Genomic DNA, 17666 nt, shown 5'->3' with positions numbered 1-17666 from the left:
TAATGAAACAATTTGTTAGATGCATAAAGTCTGATGGCTTTAAAGTAATACATTCAGCCCTGCTGTTTGTCCATCTTCTTATTCCCATTTTGGGGGCCGCAGCGTTTCTTGCTTACTATACGGTTTCATTGTGTGACGAAACACTAAAAGTATCAGCTTACTTGCAAGTGTTATCAATGGCATTTCCACTTTTAATAGGAATAATTACAGTAATGGTAGCCGAACAAGAACTACAAGCAGGCTCATTTCAATTGCTTCTCTGTGCCCCTGGGAAAAAATATATCCCTCACTTTGGAAAACTCACAGTATTGCTGATATTTGGCCTTTTATCTTCTTTTATAGCAGTTTTTGGTTTTGGTATTATGTTTCATGCAATGGGCAATGTATTTTTTCCGATTTCATTGTATCTAAAAGCAGCTATACTTTTATTTTTAGGGAATTTACCATTATATGTGTTACAATATATTTTAAGTTTTGCTTTTGGAAAAGGAATAGGACTTGGTACTGGTATTGTTGGCAGCTTATTATCGGCACTCCTTTTAACAGGGCTTGGTGATCGCATTTGGCCGTTTCTTCCTTGGAGTATTGCAACACGTTTTTGTAGTATACTTGTAGAGAGTAAAGCAACAAATAGGCTTTTTCTAAACAATCCCGGAGTAGATAAAGGATTCTTGTTTATATTAATTTCAAGTACTATACTCATTATAGTGTTAAAGCTATGGAGCGAAAAATGGGAAGGTAGAAAAAATGAAGCGAATTAATATAGAAATTGTAATTGCGCTGAATTAGAGAGAGAATGATAACAGGAGGGATTAAATGGCAAAGATTTTTGTAGTTGATGATGAAAAAGATATATGCAAATTAATTGAGAATACCCTTACAAGGGATGGTCATATTGTTACATGTAAAAATAGTGCATTAGGATTAACGGCTAAAGATTTTAAAGTATATGATATAATTTTACTTGATGTTATGATGCCTGAGGTTGACGGATTCTCTTTTTGCCGTAGTATTCGACAAGATGTAGATTGTCCCATCATTTTCTTAACGGCAAAGACAATGGATAAAGATGTTGTAGAAGGTCTTATACTTGGTGCAGATGATTATATTAAAAAGCCATTTAGCCTTTCTGAATTACGTGCAAGAGTATCGGCACATCTTCGTAGAGAGCATCGAGAACGTCATCAAACACTATTGCTTGATAATATTCGCTTTGATTTATCCGAAAAACAAATTAAAGCAAATGATAACCAGATACCTTTGACAAAAAGTGAATACGAAATCTGCGAACTATTGGCACGAAACAGAGGTCAAGTTTTTTCACTTGAACGTATTCTTGAACAAACTTTTGGATTTGATTCTGAAAGTGATATTACTGCGATTCGTGTCCATGTGAAGAATATCAGAGAAAAGTTTGCCAGATGTTCAGAAAGTCCAATTGAAACAGTATGGGGGTTAGGATATAAATGGAAATAAAGCAACCAAAAGCTACCTCTTTATATGCGTTATTTTTACGTCATTTAGCGGCGTTTTGCGCTATTATGGTTTTAATTGTTATAGTTCTTATATCTAGCTTTTACTACGCACTTGCAAAAGGGATTATTTTGCCTGCAAATTATGCTGAACAAGCTTTACAGAAAGTAGAAAATCAGCTTATAGAAAGTGAATCTTTTGATCAATCTTTAATTCCTCTATCCTGCACCTATGTATTATTTGGAAGAAGCGGTGATGTGCAAAGCAGCAATATGTCGGAAAACGAGATATCTCGTGCGAAAGAGTATTTGTCTGGAAACTCGAATGGACAATTTAGGCTTATTCAACGCAGTGACGGGAGCAGCCTTGTCGTTAAATATGATATATTGGCACATTTTGCATCCCCTGTGTTACACAAACTATTTCCAGAACCTGAGATAATGGCTATTATTATATCCTTCGCTTGTTTTATTTTTATAGCGGTGATTATTGCCTTTAGATTTAGCAAGAAGTTAAAAACAGAACTTGCTCCAATTATCAAAGCTACTGATTCTATAAAACAAAAGGATTTGTATTTTAATATTGTTCCTACACAAATTAGAGAATTAAATACAGTTTTGCAATCCATAGATGAACTAAAAACAGCATTATCAGACTCCTTAAACCAGCAATGGGATATAGAGCAAAGTAAAAAAACACAAATTTCTGCCATTGCTCATGATATAAAAACACCTTTAACAATTATTAAAGGCAATACTGAACTGTTGTTAGAATCAGAATTACCACAGACAGATAAAGATTTGTTGCAATATATCCAAATAAGCTCGGGTAGAATTGAAAACTATATCCAGCTGCTTATGGATACTGCTACTGTCACAGATTCTGCGGTTTTTTTGAAGCATCCATTTCCCGTTCAAGGTTTTCTTTTGGAAATTGAGGAACAAGCAAAAGCACTCTGCAATGTAAAAAACATTGCTTTGTGCATAGAGAAAAGCATTCTGCCGGAAACATTCTGCGGGGATGAGTCGTTTATTAGCCGAGCCGTTTTAAATATTCTGGACAATGCAGTTGAGTATTCCTCTAATGGAAGTGCCATTAAATTTAAAATTACTGGGAACAAAGAAACATTATCTTTTATTGTAGCTGACAGCGGTAAGGGGTTTTCTGCTGCTGGATTTAAAAATGCAACGATGGAGTTTTTTACCGAGAGGGCAGAACGTTCTGGAAAACACTATGGTCTGGGACTTTACATTGCCAAATCAGTAGCTGAGTCACACGGAGGGCAGCTTGAAATCGCAAATCGACAAGATGGTCACGGAGCGGTTGTAACTCTTACAATTAAAAATAGCTATTGTGATTAAAGGCGGTAGTACGTAAAGTTTAATATATTACTATTAATATTTTAAGAGGTTAAATTATTGGATATGAAATCAGAGAAAAGTAAACAAGCAATTGTTGTGCTACATGAGATATATGGAGTTAACCAATTTATAATAGAGCAATGTGAAAAGTTTATAGAAGCCGGTTATGATGTCTTTTGTCCAAATATGATTGACAGGTCTTCGTTTTCATACGAGGAATCTATAGAAGCATATAACTTTTTTATGGAGAATGTTGGGTTTGAAGTATATAAAGAAATCAGCAGTTTTATTAATCAATTAAATAATAAATATGACAATGTATTTATTGTTGGTTTTAGTGTAGGAGCGACTATAGCGTGGAGATGCTGTGAAAATTTATTATGTAGTGGTATTGTAGCTTGTTATGGTTCTCGTATAAGGGATTATATTGATATAAATCCTATTTGTCCAATGCTTTTACTATTTGCGAAGGAAGATTCTTTTGATGTTCATACGTTGGTTTGCCAACTTCAAGATAAACAATATTTATCTATCATTGAGTTTGATGCCGAGCATGGATTTTTAGATTCTTATTCTAGAAATTACAATAATAAGGCTTCAAAATGTGCAGAAGAGGCTATTCGCTGCTTTATAAGGGAATGTATGAAATAGCGTTAAAAATAAGATCGGTTCTAGGGAATACAGACTAACACGTGAAAAAACCTTCCAACCTTTATAGGCTTTGGAAGGTTAAGGATATGGAGTGTCTTGCTAAAGCTTCGTTTTCTTCTTTTTGGAGAGTGTTATCGATTTATCTCTTATAATATACTCCTTATACATTTGAAATGTAGTTAGCCTTTTTCTTTTTTATATTATATAGGGAATTACCACAAAGATCAAAATGCCAATAAAGTAGTATTGTTTCGGATTGTATAGAATCAACTCAAATAAGATCATAATTTAACTTTTCTTTATAATTTCTTTAGATTTACATGCTAGATTGAAAATATAAATTATTTTGCGAACAGGAGAATTATAAATGAAAAAAATAATCTTAGTTATCTTACTACTCTTTTTGTGCTTTAGTATATCAGGCTGCTTTTTCCTGAACAATGAAATAGCTGACAGGAAAAGCCAACGAGAATATTGTTCTCTTAATGACAAAGATGGTGCTATTTTTATTTATGGAGGAACAGATTATCTTATTTTAGAGGACACGGTAGACAAAGATAATCTAGGCCAATGGGTCGGATATATCCAAAAGCTTGCTGTGCTGGATCAACAGCGTACAGTTATTGAATTACGGGAATTAAGTTTGTCAGATTTAAAGAGTAGTTTGCCCGATGAAGCTGTTTATGTGGTTCAGTTTTTAAACATTTATAAGAACAGTGAAGATGGTGAGAATCTGGTTATTGGTGTAAATGGCAGGTTTCATAAGGCAGTTCCCAAAATACTGGCTGATGATGCAGAAATAATATCTTTTGAAGAATTACAGAACAAAGCTGATGGAGAAATAATGATTAACGCTGACAACTGTACTCAGATTTTGTATGGAGGTAGTGTGTACCAAATTACTGAAACTGAAATTAGTGATAATGACCTTGATGCGTATCTCGGCGTGATTGGCAGTAATAAGGTATTTGATTCTGAAACAAATTTGGAAATCCTTAGAAGCGATCTTAATAAGATTGAAATTAAACCCGGTAAGATATCTAAGCAGAAAAGAGTCAACTGGAGTTATGGTACAGTTTTCAGTATTTCAAATACAGATAAGAGCAAATCCATAGCAGTAGAAATTAATAATCAATATATTCGTGCCGATATTGTATGATAGGATAATAATGATAACGTAATGTTTTTCTGATGATAGGAAGTGAACAATGTGACAAGAATTTTAATTATTTAAGATGACTCAGATACAAATGATAGTATATGCGCATAAGATCTTAAAAGGGTAATAAGGTTAAGGTTATTTCAAATTTTATAAAATAATAAGCATAGGATCTTTTAGTCATATAGGAAAGTAAGATGGTTGACATTTGTTATCTAACGGTATATAGTAAAGATAACAAATGTCAACCAAGGAGGGATTACTGTGACTGAAAATATCAATCTATCCGACGGAGAATGGAAATTAATGAAGCTTTTATGGGAAAAAGCACCTCGTACAATTGCACAACTTGTATCTTCACTAAAGGATGATACCGCATGGACAAAGGGAACTATTTTTATGATGTTGTCGCGAATGGAAGCAAAGGGCGCAGTTCGTTTTAAAAAAGAAGGGCGCTCAAAGCTTTATTATCCTATATTGAAAAAAGAGGACGCAACTTTCTATGAAACCGGGAGCTTTCTCAGCAAGGTTTTCGAAGGAAGTATTGGGCTGATGGTGGCATCTATGGCAGGGCAAAAGGCATTGAGTAAAGAGGACATCGACGAGCTATATGACATATTAGGTAAGGCAGAAAAGGAGACAGACAAATGATCGAATGTATTATTACATCGTCCGTTCTGATTTTGGCTGTGATTGTCTTGCGTTTTCTTTTCCGCAGTAAAATTAGCTACAGATTACAATATGCTCTATGGGGACTGGTTTTAATCCGACTGCTGTTGCCATTTCCTTTATTGAAAAGTCCATTTAGCATTATGAATATCATAATGAAAGGTCTGCCAATTTCAGAACTGCATATCAGTACAATATCTACGGGTATTGGAAATACTGCTGTCAATGTTGTTAATCCAGCTATTTTACGGGATGCAGCCAGCGTTTATTACGCAGAGAGTGCTAATACAACATTGAACCTTATTTGGTTAGTTGGCATTATCGTAGTTGGATCGTGGATTTGTGGAACGAATTTGTTATTTTACAGGAGGCTTTATAAAACGCGAAGTGCTTATGATGCTGCTGATTTTATGCTGCCGGTATATGTCAGTGGATACATTGCCTCGCCTTGCTTGTTTGGTATCTTTCGTCCGGGAGTTTATCTGACACCTAAAGCTACGGAAAAAGAAAATAGTATTAGTTATGTACTCACTCACGAACTATGCCATTATCGCCACGGTGACCATATCTGGTCAATTTTGAGAGGCATATGTCTTGCAGCTTATTGGTGGAATCCACTTGTTTGGGCTGCGGCAATTCTTTCTCGCATTGACAGCGAGCTGGCTTGCGATGAGTCAGTTATCAAGCAAATTGGAGAGGAAAACCGTCTGGATTACGGACATACGCTTGTTGATATGATTACTGTTAAAAAAGCGCCTTCCGGTATTTTATATGCGGCGACTACAATGGTATCAGGGAAAAGGGGCATAAAGGAGAGATTAAATATGATTATTAAGAAACCAAAAACTTTTATATCCACTATGGTTATTGTGCTTTTAATAGCAGCGGTATGCGTTGGGGGTACTTTTACAGGGGCAAGAGCTGAGTCTATTTCTGTTGAAGAAACTCTTAATCAACTTGCTGCGAGTGCTTATCACACTGAAGACGAGGTAAGTTTCGAAATTCCACAAAGCTATGGAAATCCTGAAAATTGGAATATTTACATTGTTGGAAGAATCAAATCAGATGGATTTTCAGCAATTTGTAATTTATTTGAGGATATTAATAAATCAAAAACATGGGAGCCGGGTAAACGTTACAGTATTTCATTAGATAATTCTTATACAGAGCTGACTCTTACAGCTTATCTGCCTGGAGAAAACGGTAAAATGATGAAAAGAACTGTAGATTTACTAAATACACCTGCATTTTCTGTATCTTACTCATTGGCTAAGCTGAAAAATGGTCAGGTGCAATCAGATTTTTTTAAGTTGTCAGGTGATAAGGCAAAGCTTACAGAAGATTTAATTTTTGATTATATGATAAAATCTGCTGCATGGCCTTCGAATATTGATATGAAAACGCTTAATGAATGTTATCTCATACGTGAAACTTATCCGGACGGTACTTCAACTGATTATTATACCTATTTATTAGATGGAAAATCTGTTATGCAAATTGGTTATAATGGGTATTACAGCATTATAGATGATGGGCTTTATAAAAAATTTGTTGAGATGGCTAAAAGTATATAGTCGCAATAGTTAGATAGATAATCGAAACCAACCTGTTTTGCGGAAGCATATACAATATTACATGCGTATGTTTGTTTACGTTGCATAATATTTGATTGTTACTGAATAAAGTTGCTTGTAAGTCGTCAAAATTCAAAAATATCTTTATTTAAATTATAATCACGTTTCGATAAATAGTTAATATTTTGAGGTGTGAGCGTATTAGGAAAAGAAAGGTTATCTGAAATGTTAATGGAAGAAAAAATACTTTATATAGACATGGAACAATTATATCGAAGATTTAGTGGTGCACCTAGTCTTGGTGTAATAAATGGTGCAGGAGAGGAACAAAAATTAGTATTTACGGGAAAATATATACTCTCAATGCCTGTTTCAGATAGGCAGGAAAAGGTATACCGAGTTTTAGCGGAAGAATATGATGTACGATTTATATTTGATGATGAAATTCCTAAGTTGGAATTTTATCCTATGCCTCAAATCGGTGTTTTTGCAATAGATAGTTTAGGTGGCTGTTTTGGCTCCACCAACATTGAAGTTGATATTTCCGTGAAAGATGCTCCAATATATTACGTGAATAATGAATTGCAGTGTTATTATTTAGCTCCTAATATGTTTACATTTATTCAACTTATTGTATTTCAACCCAATTGGAAAAAAGAACTTGTGAAAAATGGACTTTTAGGGATTAATCCTTCTTCAGCAGGTAATGATTATCTGGTAAATGTACTTAATTCAGATAGGAACAATAAGATGTCTCTTGATACTACGAAAAAGATAAAGAATACGATTACTATTTATAATTCTTTTGAAGAAGCAAAGAAAGTAGTTGAATTTTATAATATACATGATCTTTTGGGCAAGCTAGAATCATTGGAATAGAGGATGTCTACACAAGAGCACATAGAAAAAAATTGTAAAAGGATAATTTGAATTAAGTTTTAGAGGTTTTCTGTGTTTGTTTGATTTAGACTCCATACAAAGTTATTAAAAAATAGACAATTACTGTAGAATTTTGGTATTCTAGTATTTTTTTGCCTGATATTTATGAATCTTATACTTTTACATAAACCGAGGATTTAAATACCAGTCCGTCTGCTTCAAACCTTGCACTGCCGCCATGTTTTTCGGTAACTGATGTTATTGAGTCCAGACCTATTCCCAGCTTTCTACGCTTTCGTGAAACAAATTTACCATCTTTTTTTACAAATTTACCATCAAAGCTGTTATCCATGGTGATAGTCAAAATTTCGTACTGCAAACGGCTGTTCAGACGTATAAATTTATGTCCTTCTGTCATGCGCGCACAGGCCTCAACCGCATTTTCCAAAAGGTTTCCGAAAATTACACAAAGGTTGCTGTCTGTGATTTGCTCGGGGTATTCTGGGACATTAAGCTTTATGGATAGCTTAATGCCATTTTGTTCAGCAATGCCAGCATAATGAGAAACGATAGCATTGACTGCTGTGTTTTCACAGTAGTCTGTACCTTTCTCTAAAGGAATTTCTGCAATCAGTGTATTCAGATAGCTTATAAGCTTGCTGTTATCTTCATTTTCACTATAATTGCGGATTACAGCAAGCTGATGACGTAAGTCATGACGCTGTGCCTTAACTATTTCTGCATTTTCACGAAGTAGCTTATGATGTTTTTTCTGAGCCTCCACCTGTTTTTCCATGAGATTTACTTCAAATTCAAGTTGCTGCTTCTCCACATGTAAATGAAGAGAATCCCTGATAAAAATACCACCATTCATACACATCATTAAAATGAAAATCATAATACCGATTTGGAAGAAAAGAGACAGCACATTGGTAAAGCGCAGCTGATAGTTCACAGTTTCCAATATGGTAAACAGTGCAAGCACCAACATGGGAAAAAAGAATCGCTTTGCAGATTTGTTTTGGCATTTTATACCCTCATACAAAATACACCCTGCAAAAAAGCATAGTGTAAAAGGTATAAGGATATGAAATAGATACATACTCTTTGAAAGAGAGACTAAGCCAAAAAGCTGGAAAAACAGTGCAAGAGAGGCAAAAATGCCAAGTAGTAGAGCATTAAGTAAAAGCGGAATTTTATTTTTAAAGTTTATTACTTCTAGTCCAAAATATATCAATGGGATGGGCAGAGTAAAAAGCCCGGCAAATGCCAGAAGGTACAGGATTGTAGGATTATGGATAAAAAGACCTGTCAAGTTACATTCATCGAATGCCCAAATTCCTGTAGCAAATGCAAAAAAACCAAGCCAAAAAAAAGCAATGCCTTTTTTTTCAAAGGATATTACAAATAAACTAGCTATAAACAGGAATAACCCTATAAAAAGTTCTATTAAAGAAAAAACAAACGAAAATCCCAGTTTAATGCAAAGGCTTTTCATGATAGCAGTCTCGCTGCCTAGTAAAACAGGATGAATAATAAGAACATCACGGGAACAAGGTGACAAATATTCCATTCGCAGCTTGATATTTTGTTCCGTATCCGGCAGCGGCACAATTTCCACTGCTGTAGCAGGATCCTGCATAAATTTCGGGTAGGTACTTTTCTGTCCGTATTTGTAAATCAAACTATTATTGGAATAAACCTTCAGAGGTGCATATACACTTTTGATATACAGACAATCGTTCTTTTTTGCATCAAATTTGAACGTAATTGTTACAGGAGTTCTTGGAGACAGGTTTTGAAAGCTATATGGCAAAGATATATTTTGTTCCTTGCCATCAATAACTGCTGTGACTTCTGTAAGTTCGATTACTGAGAGAGTATCTGCCGAAATAGTGTTATTAAAACGTAATGCACCTATAACTAGTGCTGTTAACAAAATAAAAAAGATACCGGCTATAAAGACAAAAATAATTCTTTTTTTATTCATGGCTCATCCTCCTTGCCATGTCAAAAAGGTAAGCTTCAAAGGCTTTTCGTGCTTTTGCCATACTTTCTCTGCGGATATGCACATTTTTGCCCTCTTTCATGGAAAACACCATTAATTCCTTATCTAGGCTTTTTACATAAGCAAAATTTACCAGATAGCTTTTGTGACAGCGAAAGAAATCATGTCCCTCAAATTGTTCTTTAATATTATCCAGTTTTTCAGTTAACTGTAACAATTCACCACCTTCTAAAAACAGAGAAAGTGTGTGAGCATTTTGTTCGGCATATAATATTCTATCAAAGGGAATAGAGATATCTTTTCCTTTTATTTTAAGAATAAGCCGTGGAGTGTTTTCTTTTTTTAGTCGTGCCAGTTCCAAAAGTTCATGAACAGGCTTTGCTTTTACAGGTTTTTCTATGTATTTTAAGGCTCCTAAGCGATAGCTTTCCAGTGTATGCTCAGTACTGGTTGAAGTAAAGGCAACAGGAACATTTTCATCAATCTTACGAATGGCAGTAACGGTTTCCACACCCGATATACCATCCATATAAATATCCATAAAAATAAGGTCAAATTTACCCGTTCCATATTCCTTAAGTATTTCATCTCCACTGTTAAATACTGATATTTTTGTAGAAAAACCATTGTTTTCAATGAGAGATATGAGTTGTTTTTGTTCTTCGAGGCAGTCCTCACAGACAGCAATATTTAAATACTCCATTTCGAAGTCCTTTCGTCAAAATCATATTTCAAGATTTTTATATTATACGGTTTATACATAAATATGTCAATTTGTCAAGTACCAATTTTGTGGCAAACAGGTGCAGGTTCAGTACTTTAAAGAAAATAATTTTTCTTTAAAATGGTATTAACAAGAAAAATATACCACTTTATACCTTTAAAATGAAGCAAAAAAATTAAAAGGAAAAAATTTTTTAATTTGTGTGAGAAATTTAATCATAATTATATACTCTTATTTATTAATTGATTAGATAGTATAGTAATGGAGGAGTTAAATTGAACCATCTTGATAAATTGGAAAATAAAAGCATCTATATTTTAAGAGAGGCTTACAGGCAATTTCCAAACCTCTGTATGCTTTGGTCGATTGGTAAAGATAGCACCGTCTTATTATGGCTTGCAAGAAAAGCTTTTTTTGGACATGTTCCTATGCCTCTTGTGCATATTGATACACATTTTAAAATAACTGAGATGATTGAATATAGAGATAGAATTGCAAAAAAATGGAATCTGGATATGATCTATGGAGAAAATACAGAGGCATTGATGAATAAAAATACTTATCCAGATGGAGTTACAAACAGAATACAATGCTGTAAAAATTTAAAGACAGAAGCACTAAAAAAAGTTTTAAATGGAGAAGGTATTCGATATAGGTTGAATCATCAGAGTGGATTATACGAAGAAGATAAAAACACGGAACCTTTTACTGGTGTCATTGTAGGCGTTCGGTCAGATGAAGAAGGAAGCCGTTCAAAGGAAAGATATTTTTCGCCCAGGGATAAAAACAATGATTGGAATATTGCTGAACAACCTCCGGAATTATGGAACCAATATAAAACAGAATTTGCTCCGGGCACACATGTACGTATTCATCCTTTGCTTGATTGGACAGAATTAGATATTTGGGAATATATTGAACGAGAAAAAATTCCCGTAGTATCATTATATTTTGACCAAGGAGAAGGCAGCAGGTATCGTTCTTTAGGATGTGCTCCATGTACAAAGCCAGTAAAATCAACAGCTAAAACTGTCCGGGAAATTGTTTATGAACTAAAGGATGGCAAATTTGCTAATATTGCTGAACGAGCTGGACGAGAGCAAGATAAGGAAGACGGCGGAGGGCTGGAAGAACTCAGAAGGGATGGGTATATGTAGCATGGATAAGATAATGGATACTTCTTCTCTTCAACAAGACATGCGTGTAGTTTTCGCAGGACATGTAGATCATGGTAAAAGTACGGTTATTGGGCGTTTATTAATGGATTATGGTTCTTTACCGGAAGGAAAATTAGAGCAGATAAGAGAAAAATGCCGTAAAACAGCCAGACCTTTTGAATATGCATTTTTATTAGATGCACTAAAAGAGGAACAGTCACAGGGTATAACCATTGATTCAGCGAGATGTTTTTTTAAAACAAAAAATAAAAATTACATATTAATTGATGCACCGGGACATACAGAGTTTATAAAAAATATGGTTTCTGGTGCTTCTCGTGCAGATGCGGCGGTGTTGGTAATTGATGCAGTTGAAGGTGTACGGGATAACTCTAAAAGGCATGGTGTATATTTATCTTTATTGGGAATCGAGCAGGTTTGCATTTTAATCAACAAAATGGATTTAGTAGGATACAAGAAAGAAAGGTTTGATGAAATAACAGAGGAATACATTGAATTTCTTCAAGGGACATCTTTAAAACCACAGTCGTTCATCCCTATAAGTGGTTTTTATGGTGATAATATTGTCAATTATTCTGAACATATGGAATGGTATGACGGAAAAACTCTTTTAGAAACTTTGGAGACTTTAAAAGGAGAAGAAAAAACGCTGGAAAAACCTTTCAGAATGCCCATTCAAGATATTTATAAATTTACTAAAGATGGAGATCAAAGGAGAATTATAGCAGGAACAGTAGACTCGGGCACGCTGAACATTGGCGACCAACTTATTTTTTATCCATCTGAAAAGAAAAGCAGATTAAAATCTATTGAATGTTTTGGTAAAGAAAAAATTAATCAGGTCACAGTAGGGTATGCTACCGGATTTACATTAGAAGAACAACTTTTTCTTCAAAGGGGAGAAATTGCCATAAAGCTTGGGGAGCAGCCCCCTTTTGTAGGAAGGCATATAAAGACAAGGCTTTTTTGGTTGGGGAAACAGTCTTTAATGGAAGGGAAAAAATATTTATTTAAAATAGGGACAACTAAAATAGATGTAAAAGTTGAGAAAATTTTAAGTATAATGGATGCTTCCAATATAGAAATTTTAGCAAAAAATGAAAATAAAGTGGAAAGGCATGAAATCGCAGAATGTATATTGACACTTGATAAAGAAATTGCTTTTGACACAGCTGATCTTTTTCCAAGTGCAGGACGATTTGTCATAGTAGAAAATTATAATATTTCAGGCGGTGGAATAATTCTGGAAAATATTAAAAACTATTCAGAAACATTGGAAATGCCTTTATTTACTCAAAGCGGAAAAGTTTCTTATGAAGAACGCTGTGGACAATTAGGGCAACAGGGAATCGTATTATGGTTTACAGGGCTATCTGGTGCAGGAAAATCAACTATAGCAATTGAACTGGAAAGACAGTTGATGAATCAAGGTAAACTGTCATTCAGACTAGATGGTGACAATATTAGAGATGGATTGAATTCAGACTTAGGATTTTCCCTTATTGATCGAGATGAGAATATCAGAAGAGTATCAGAGACAGCGAAGCTTTTTAAAGAGAGTGGAATGATTACTCTGGTTTCTTTTATATCACCACTTAGGAGTATGCGCGAAAAAGCAAAGAATATCATAGGAGAGCTTGGATTTGTTGAAGTCTACGTAAAAGCTTCCTTCGAAACGTGTCTTGCAAGAGATACCAAAGGCTTGTATTCCAAAGCAATGGAGGGGAAAATAAAAAACTTTACGGGTGTGTCTTCTCCATATGAAGAACCAGACTGTCCCGATTTGATTTTAGATACAGAAAAGAATGATATAAGAGAGTGTGTAGAGCAGGTACTATTTTATTTAGAAAAGCATTTTAAAATATAAAAGCGGAGAAAAGATAATGGACATTAATTTCATCAGTATTGTTATTATTGGGTTTATGGCACAAATGATTGATGGATCACTTGGAATGGCGTATGGTGTTAGTTCAACAACATTTTTAACTACTATAGGAATTTCACCTAAAATTGCCAGTGCCAGCGTACATACAGCAGAAGTGTTTACTACCTTGGTTTCAGGGATTTCTCACTGGAAAATGAAAAACATTGATTGGACAATCTTTAAAAAGCTAGTTTTTCCCGGTGTCATTGGCGGAGCTCTTGGTGCATATATTCTTACATCATTTCCTGGTGATATGATTTCTCCTATAGTAAATATTTACTTGCTCGTTATGGGTATAGTTGTTTTGATTAGAGGGATACATGGTATTTCTCGAAAGTTAATTAAAGGAAAACAATTAGTTTTGGTGGGATTGATTGGAGGATTTTTTGATGCAGTAGGAGGTGGAGGCTGGGGACCTATTGTCACTTCAACAATGGTTGCCTCTGGTCACCCGCCTCGATATACGATAGGTTCAGTAAATACCGCTGAATTTTTTGTAACCATAGTACAAGCATTAACGTTTACTCTTTTTTTGGGAATTGGAGAATATTGGAAATATATTGCTGGACTGGCTATTGGAGGGGTTTTAGCAGCCCCTTTGGCAGCTTATGTATGCAAGAAAATGCCAACAAAAAATCTGCTTATAATAGTTGGTATTTTGATAATTATCCTAAATCTCAGAAGTATCATTTTACTTATTGTATAGGATAAAATATTTAGTAAAAGCATGTTTTTCATATCCTGAGATTTTCAAGAAATAAATGGAAAAATTTTCATAAATATTATAAAATAAAGAATCACATATAGCATTTACAAAAGTGTGTATCAGAAAGGAATAGAATGAGACCATTTCAATGTTCTTACAGCGGACAAACGCTGGAATTGCTTGATAAATTGAACATTTCTTTGATATTGTCTACTTATCAGGCCGGAAAAGTAATTATATTGTCCAGTGACGGAGAAAGGATGTATCAGTTAGTAAGAGAATTTTCTAGACCCATGGGGATTGCTTTACGAAAACCGCTGATGGCGTTAGCAGGAGCATTAGGGGTGACAGTTTTTCGAACAGATCCTAATTTAGCAAAAACTTATCCAGAAAAGCCTGATGTGTATGATGCTTTCTACTATCCAACTTCAGTTTTTCGAACAGATTATGTAGATATTCATGATATTGCATTTACTAAAAAAGGATTGATAGGAGTGAATACTTCTTTTAGTTGTCTTTGTCGTTTGGATGGCGAATATTCCTTCAATCCAATTTGGAAGCCTCCGTTTATTGAAAAATATATCCCTCAGGATTTGTGTCATCTTAATGGAATGGCTGTGGATGATTCCAGTGAGATTCGATATGTTACGGCGTTTGGAGAGACTGCTTCAAAGGAAGGATGGCGTGAGAACAAGCTGACAAGTGGAATTCTAATGGATGTAAAAACAAATCAGATTGTTTTATCAGGTCTGCCTATGCCTCATTCGCCCAGAGTATATAAAGGGGATATTTATATGCTTTTATCCGCTACGGAGCAGCTAATCAAGGTAGACTTAAAAACGAAGTCTTATCAAGTGGTTGCAAAATTGGATGGATTTATCAGAGGTCTCAGCTTTAAAGACCAGTATGCGTTCATTGGGATAAGCAAACTTCGAAATACACATACTTTTTCGGATTTAGAACTTGTAGATAAAGAAATAAAGGCTGGCGTAGTTATTGTTGATCTAAATTCTGGAGAAGTTGTGGGTAAAATAGAGTATGAAAGCGATGTGGAAGAACTGTATGACGTTCATATTTTGGAAGGATATAAACGAGTAAATATCCTCAATTATCAGCAATCATTAAAGCATAGAGCATTAATTACTCCATTTGGATGTGAATGGGTGGAGAATATAGTGGATACCAAGCGTATTTCAATAAAGGAGGAATCTCAAAATGAAACGAAGAAATAAGGGCTTTAATACATATCAACAATCACTTTTTAACAAATATGAAATTGATGAAAGTTATTTAGAGACTCATAAACAAAGAAGAGCTTGCATTGATTTACTTGAAAAAATTGATAAGAATCAACAGATAGATGAACGTAGAATGATTGAAAAAATTGCTGATGCTTTTCAAGGAACAGAAATATACAAAAAAATAGCATCTTGTGTGACAATCGCGGCCCTTTTGGTCACATTACAGACAACACCCATTATGGCACAAGCAGTTTCGGACTATCAGTCTTCCGCCTTGATTACAAATACTCTGAAACAGGATGAAAATGATGCTATCTTAAGTGGAGAAAGCAGTGTTGTTTTGGATGAAGATAGCTTTCTAAGTAATAAAAATACACAGTCAGTACAGGACATCAAGACTACCTCGCTTCATATGATTACAAGTAAAGCACCTAAGAATTCATATGAACCAATAGAAGCTCAAGGGGTCTTAATTGATGGAGACTCTGATATCACATATTTTGAAAAACAAGAAAGAAAAATCCTCACAGTTATTGATACTTCTTTAGAAGATTGGGAATTGCTCAGGGACGGGGTAAAAGAGGGAGAAATTCTGTTATTAGATGGAAAGAATGATCCCTTAGATGCTATTCTTTCTAAATTAGAAGCTATGAAGAAAGTAGATTGTTTGAATATTATTTCTCATGGTACTAGCGGAGAATTAAAATTTAAAAATGGAGCCATTGATATTGAAGAACTAGAAAAAGATAAAGATAAATGGCAAAAGCTTTCAGGTTATCTAAGTAAGGATGGGGATATTCAGCTTTTTGGCTGTAATGTTGCAAAAGGTGAAGAAGGAAAAAACTTTATAACCAAATTAGCTCAAGTGACTGGAGCTGATGTTGCTGCATCGATTAATCCTACAGGTGCAGAAGATAAAGGTGGAGACTGGACGCTGGAGGCGGTTGTTGGGGATGTAGCAAGTAAGCCACCGTTTACAAAAGAAGCAATGGGAAAATTTATAAAAATATTATGGCCTACTAGTATTTGCAGTTATAACGACCTTACTGATAATGGTGCTACTCTTAGTAATGACTATTTCTTAGTAAGTGCAAATGTTAATGGTACATCTGTAGATTTAGATAAATACTATGGCGCTTATGCATCTTCTTCATCATCAGGAACTGTTGCAATTAAAGTTGCAGCCAATGGCTCCTCACTTAGTACTTTTAGACTTGATGCTATCAGCTTACTTGCATTTTACGCGACGTACGCGGATTTAAACAATGTGAGAATTGTTGGACATTATGCTGGAGGTACATTCACCGTAACTGACTCATATGTTCATAGCTCTGGAGGGGCTAAACAGGCTGATTTTACCGGATTTGATATTTTATCATCAAAGGATCTGGATTATTTTACTGTTTATGCTGACACGACTAATGCTAGTACTTTGCAGTTAGACTCATTTTCTGTTAGTAACATGACAGCTCCTGCTCCTGCTAACAATTCGCCAACGATTTCAAACAGCTCAAAAGATGGCACGGAAGATACAACAATGAGTTTTGCCATAGCGGATTTTAACGGGGCAGAAATATATGCGGATGAAGAAAGTGATGCATTAAGTAAGGTACAGATTGTAACCCTGCCGGCGAACGGAACATTAAAAGTGAATGATTCAAATGTAACAGCAGGGCAAGATATCAATGCTGCTGATTTAGCAAATATAACCTTTGTTCCTACAGCAGATTTTAACGGAGATACAAACTTTACATGGAAAGCCAGTGACGGCAATTCATATTCTTCAGCAGCAACAATGACATTAGCAATTGCGGCAGTTAATGATGCACCGACAGTAAGTAATCATACCTTTACAACAAATGAAGATACAGCAATTAATGGAGATTTAACCACATATGCAGCAGATGCGGATACAGGAGATCACTTAACTTATGTAAAGGTAAAAGATCCAAGTCATGGAAGCGTAACGGTAAACACAGATGGTACATTTACATATACTCCTGATACAAATTATGTTGGAACAGACAGCTTTACATGGAAGGTAAATGATGGAACAGTGTATTCCGAAGAAGCAACGGCAACGATAACTGTAAATGAGGTAAATGATGCGCCAACGGTA

General features: G+C 34.9%; 16 protein-coding genes. 13 read left to right on the top strand and 3 right to left on the bottom strand.

Annotated elements, in window-relative coordinates; genetic code table 11:
* The first annotated feature begins 2 nt into the window (after positions 1-2).
* The 7 genes from K292_RS0104830 (at position 3) to K292_RS17720 (ending at position 6887) form a co-directional block, all read left to right on the top strand.
* A complete protein-coding gene (locus tag K292_RS0104830) occupies positions 3-761 on the top strand; it encodes a lantibiotic immunity ABC transporter MutG family permease subunit (RefSeq protein ID WP_027398885.1) in 759 nt (252 codons plus the stop codon).
* 55 nt (positions 762-816) lie between these two features.
* On the top strand, positions 817-1476 hold the full coding sequence (locus K292_RS0104825; RefSeq protein ID WP_027398884.1) for a response regulator transcription factor: 660 nt from the start codon (positions 817-819) through the stop codon (positions 1474-1476).
* A complete protein-coding gene (locus K292_RS0104820) occupies positions 1467-2834 on the top strand; it encodes a sensor histidine kinase (RefSeq protein WP_027398883.1) in 1368 nt (455 codons plus the stop codon). Before K292_RS0104825 ends, K292_RS0104820 begins: the two co-directional genes overlap by 10 nt.
* Before the next feature lie 63 nt (positions 2835-2897).
* Positions 2898-3485, top strand: coding sequence for a dienelactone hydrolase family protein (locus tag K292_RS0104815; protein WP_027398882.1), 588 nt, complete (start codon positions 2898-2900; stop codon positions 3483-3485).
* 367 nt (positions 3486-3852) lie between these two features.
* Complete coding sequence (locus K292_RS0104810) at positions 3853-4644, top strand: NisI/SpaI family lantibiotic immunity lipoprotein (RefSeq protein ID WP_027398881.1); 792 nt, start codon at positions 3853-3855, stop codon at positions 4642-4644.
* A 264-nt stretch (positions 4645-4908) separates the two neighbouring features.
* The gene (locus K292_RS0104805) at positions 4909-5295 is read left to right on the top strand and encodes a BlaI/MecI/CopY family transcriptional regulator (protein ID WP_156900475.1); all 387 of its coding nucleotides are present in this window, start codon (positions 4909-4911) and stop codon (positions 5293-5295) included.
* The gene (locus tag K292_RS17720; protein ID WP_051280336.1) at positions 5292-6887 is read left to right on the top strand and encodes a M56 family metallopeptidase; all 1596 of its coding nucleotides are present in this window, start codon (positions 5292-5294) and stop codon (positions 6885-6887) included. Before K292_RS0104805 ends, K292_RS17720 begins: the two co-directional genes overlap by 4 nt.
* Here K292_RS17720 and K292_RS19510 read toward each other — a convergent pair.
* Complete coding sequence (locus tag K292_RS19510; RefSeq protein ID WP_156900474.1) at positions 6851-6973, bottom strand: hypothetical protein; 123 nt, start codon at positions 6971-6973, stop codon at positions 6851-6853. The genes K292_RS17720 and K292_RS19510 overlap by 37 nt on opposite strands.
* Before the next feature lie 139 nt (positions 6974-7112).
* Here K292_RS19510 and K292_RS0104795 point away from each other — a divergent pair, with 139 nt between their 5' ends.
* Positions 7113-7766: a hypothetical protein gene (locus K292_RS0104795; protein ID WP_027398879.1), complete on the top strand. Its 654-nt coding sequence runs from the start codon at positions 7113-7115 to the stop codon at positions 7764-7766.
* 172 nt (positions 7767-7938) lie between these two features.
* Here K292_RS0104795 and K292_RS0104790 read toward each other — a convergent pair whose 3' ends face one another.
* Positions 7939-9756 carry a sensor histidine kinase gene (locus K292_RS0104790; RefSeq protein ID WP_051280334.1) on the bottom strand — a complete coding sequence of 606 codons (1818 nt, stop codon included), beginning with the start codon at positions 9754-9756 and terminating at the stop codon, positions 7939-7941.
* Positions 9749-10477: a LytR/AlgR family response regulator transcription factor gene (locus tag K292_RS0104785; protein WP_027398877.1), complete on the bottom strand. Its 729-nt coding sequence runs from the start codon at positions 10475-10477 to the stop codon at positions 9749-9751. Before K292_RS0104785 ends, K292_RS0104790 begins: the two co-directional genes overlap by 8 nt.
* A gap of 296 nt (positions 10478-10773) precedes the next feature.
* Here K292_RS0104785 and cysD point away from each other — a divergent pair, with 296 nt between their 5' ends.
* From cysD to K292_RS16010, 5 genes are all read left to right on the top strand, one after another.
* A complete protein-coding gene (cysD, locus tag K292_RS0104780; protein WP_027398876.1) occupies positions 10774-11655 on the top strand; it encodes a sulfate adenylyltransferase subunit CysD in 882 nt (293 codons plus the stop codon).
* Between the two features lies 1 nt (position 11656).
* Positions 11657-13543, top strand: coding sequence for an adenylyl-sulfate kinase (gene cysC / locus K292_RS0104775; protein WP_245570824.1), 1887 nt, complete (start codon positions 11657-11659; stop codon positions 13541-13543).
* Positions 13544-13559: 16 nt separating this feature from the next.
* Complete coding sequence (locus K292_RS0104770) at positions 13560-14306, top strand: sulfite exporter TauE/SafE family protein (RefSeq protein ID WP_027398874.1); 747 nt, start codon at positions 13560-13562, stop codon at positions 14304-14306.
* Positions 14307-14440: 134 nt separating this feature from the next.
* Positions 14441-15538, top strand: coding sequence for a TIGR03032 family protein (locus tag K292_RS16015; RefSeq protein ID WP_051280329.1), 1098 nt, complete (start codon positions 14441-14443; stop codon positions 15536-15538).
* On the top strand, positions 15522-17666 hold a 2145-nt coding region (locus K292_RS16010), incomplete at its 3' end, for a DUF4347 domain-containing protein (RefSeq protein WP_037372543.1). The genes K292_RS16015 and K292_RS16010, both read left to right, overlap by 17 nt.

The organism is Anaerovorax odorimutans DSM 5092 (assembly GCF_000426305.1).
Classification (GTDB): Bacteria; Bacillota; Clostridia; order Peptostreptococcales; family Anaerovoracaceae; genus Anaerovorax; species Anaerovorax odorimutans.
Note: the sequence above shows the minus strand (reverse complement) of the source record. Positions and strands in the feature narration are given on the sequence as shown.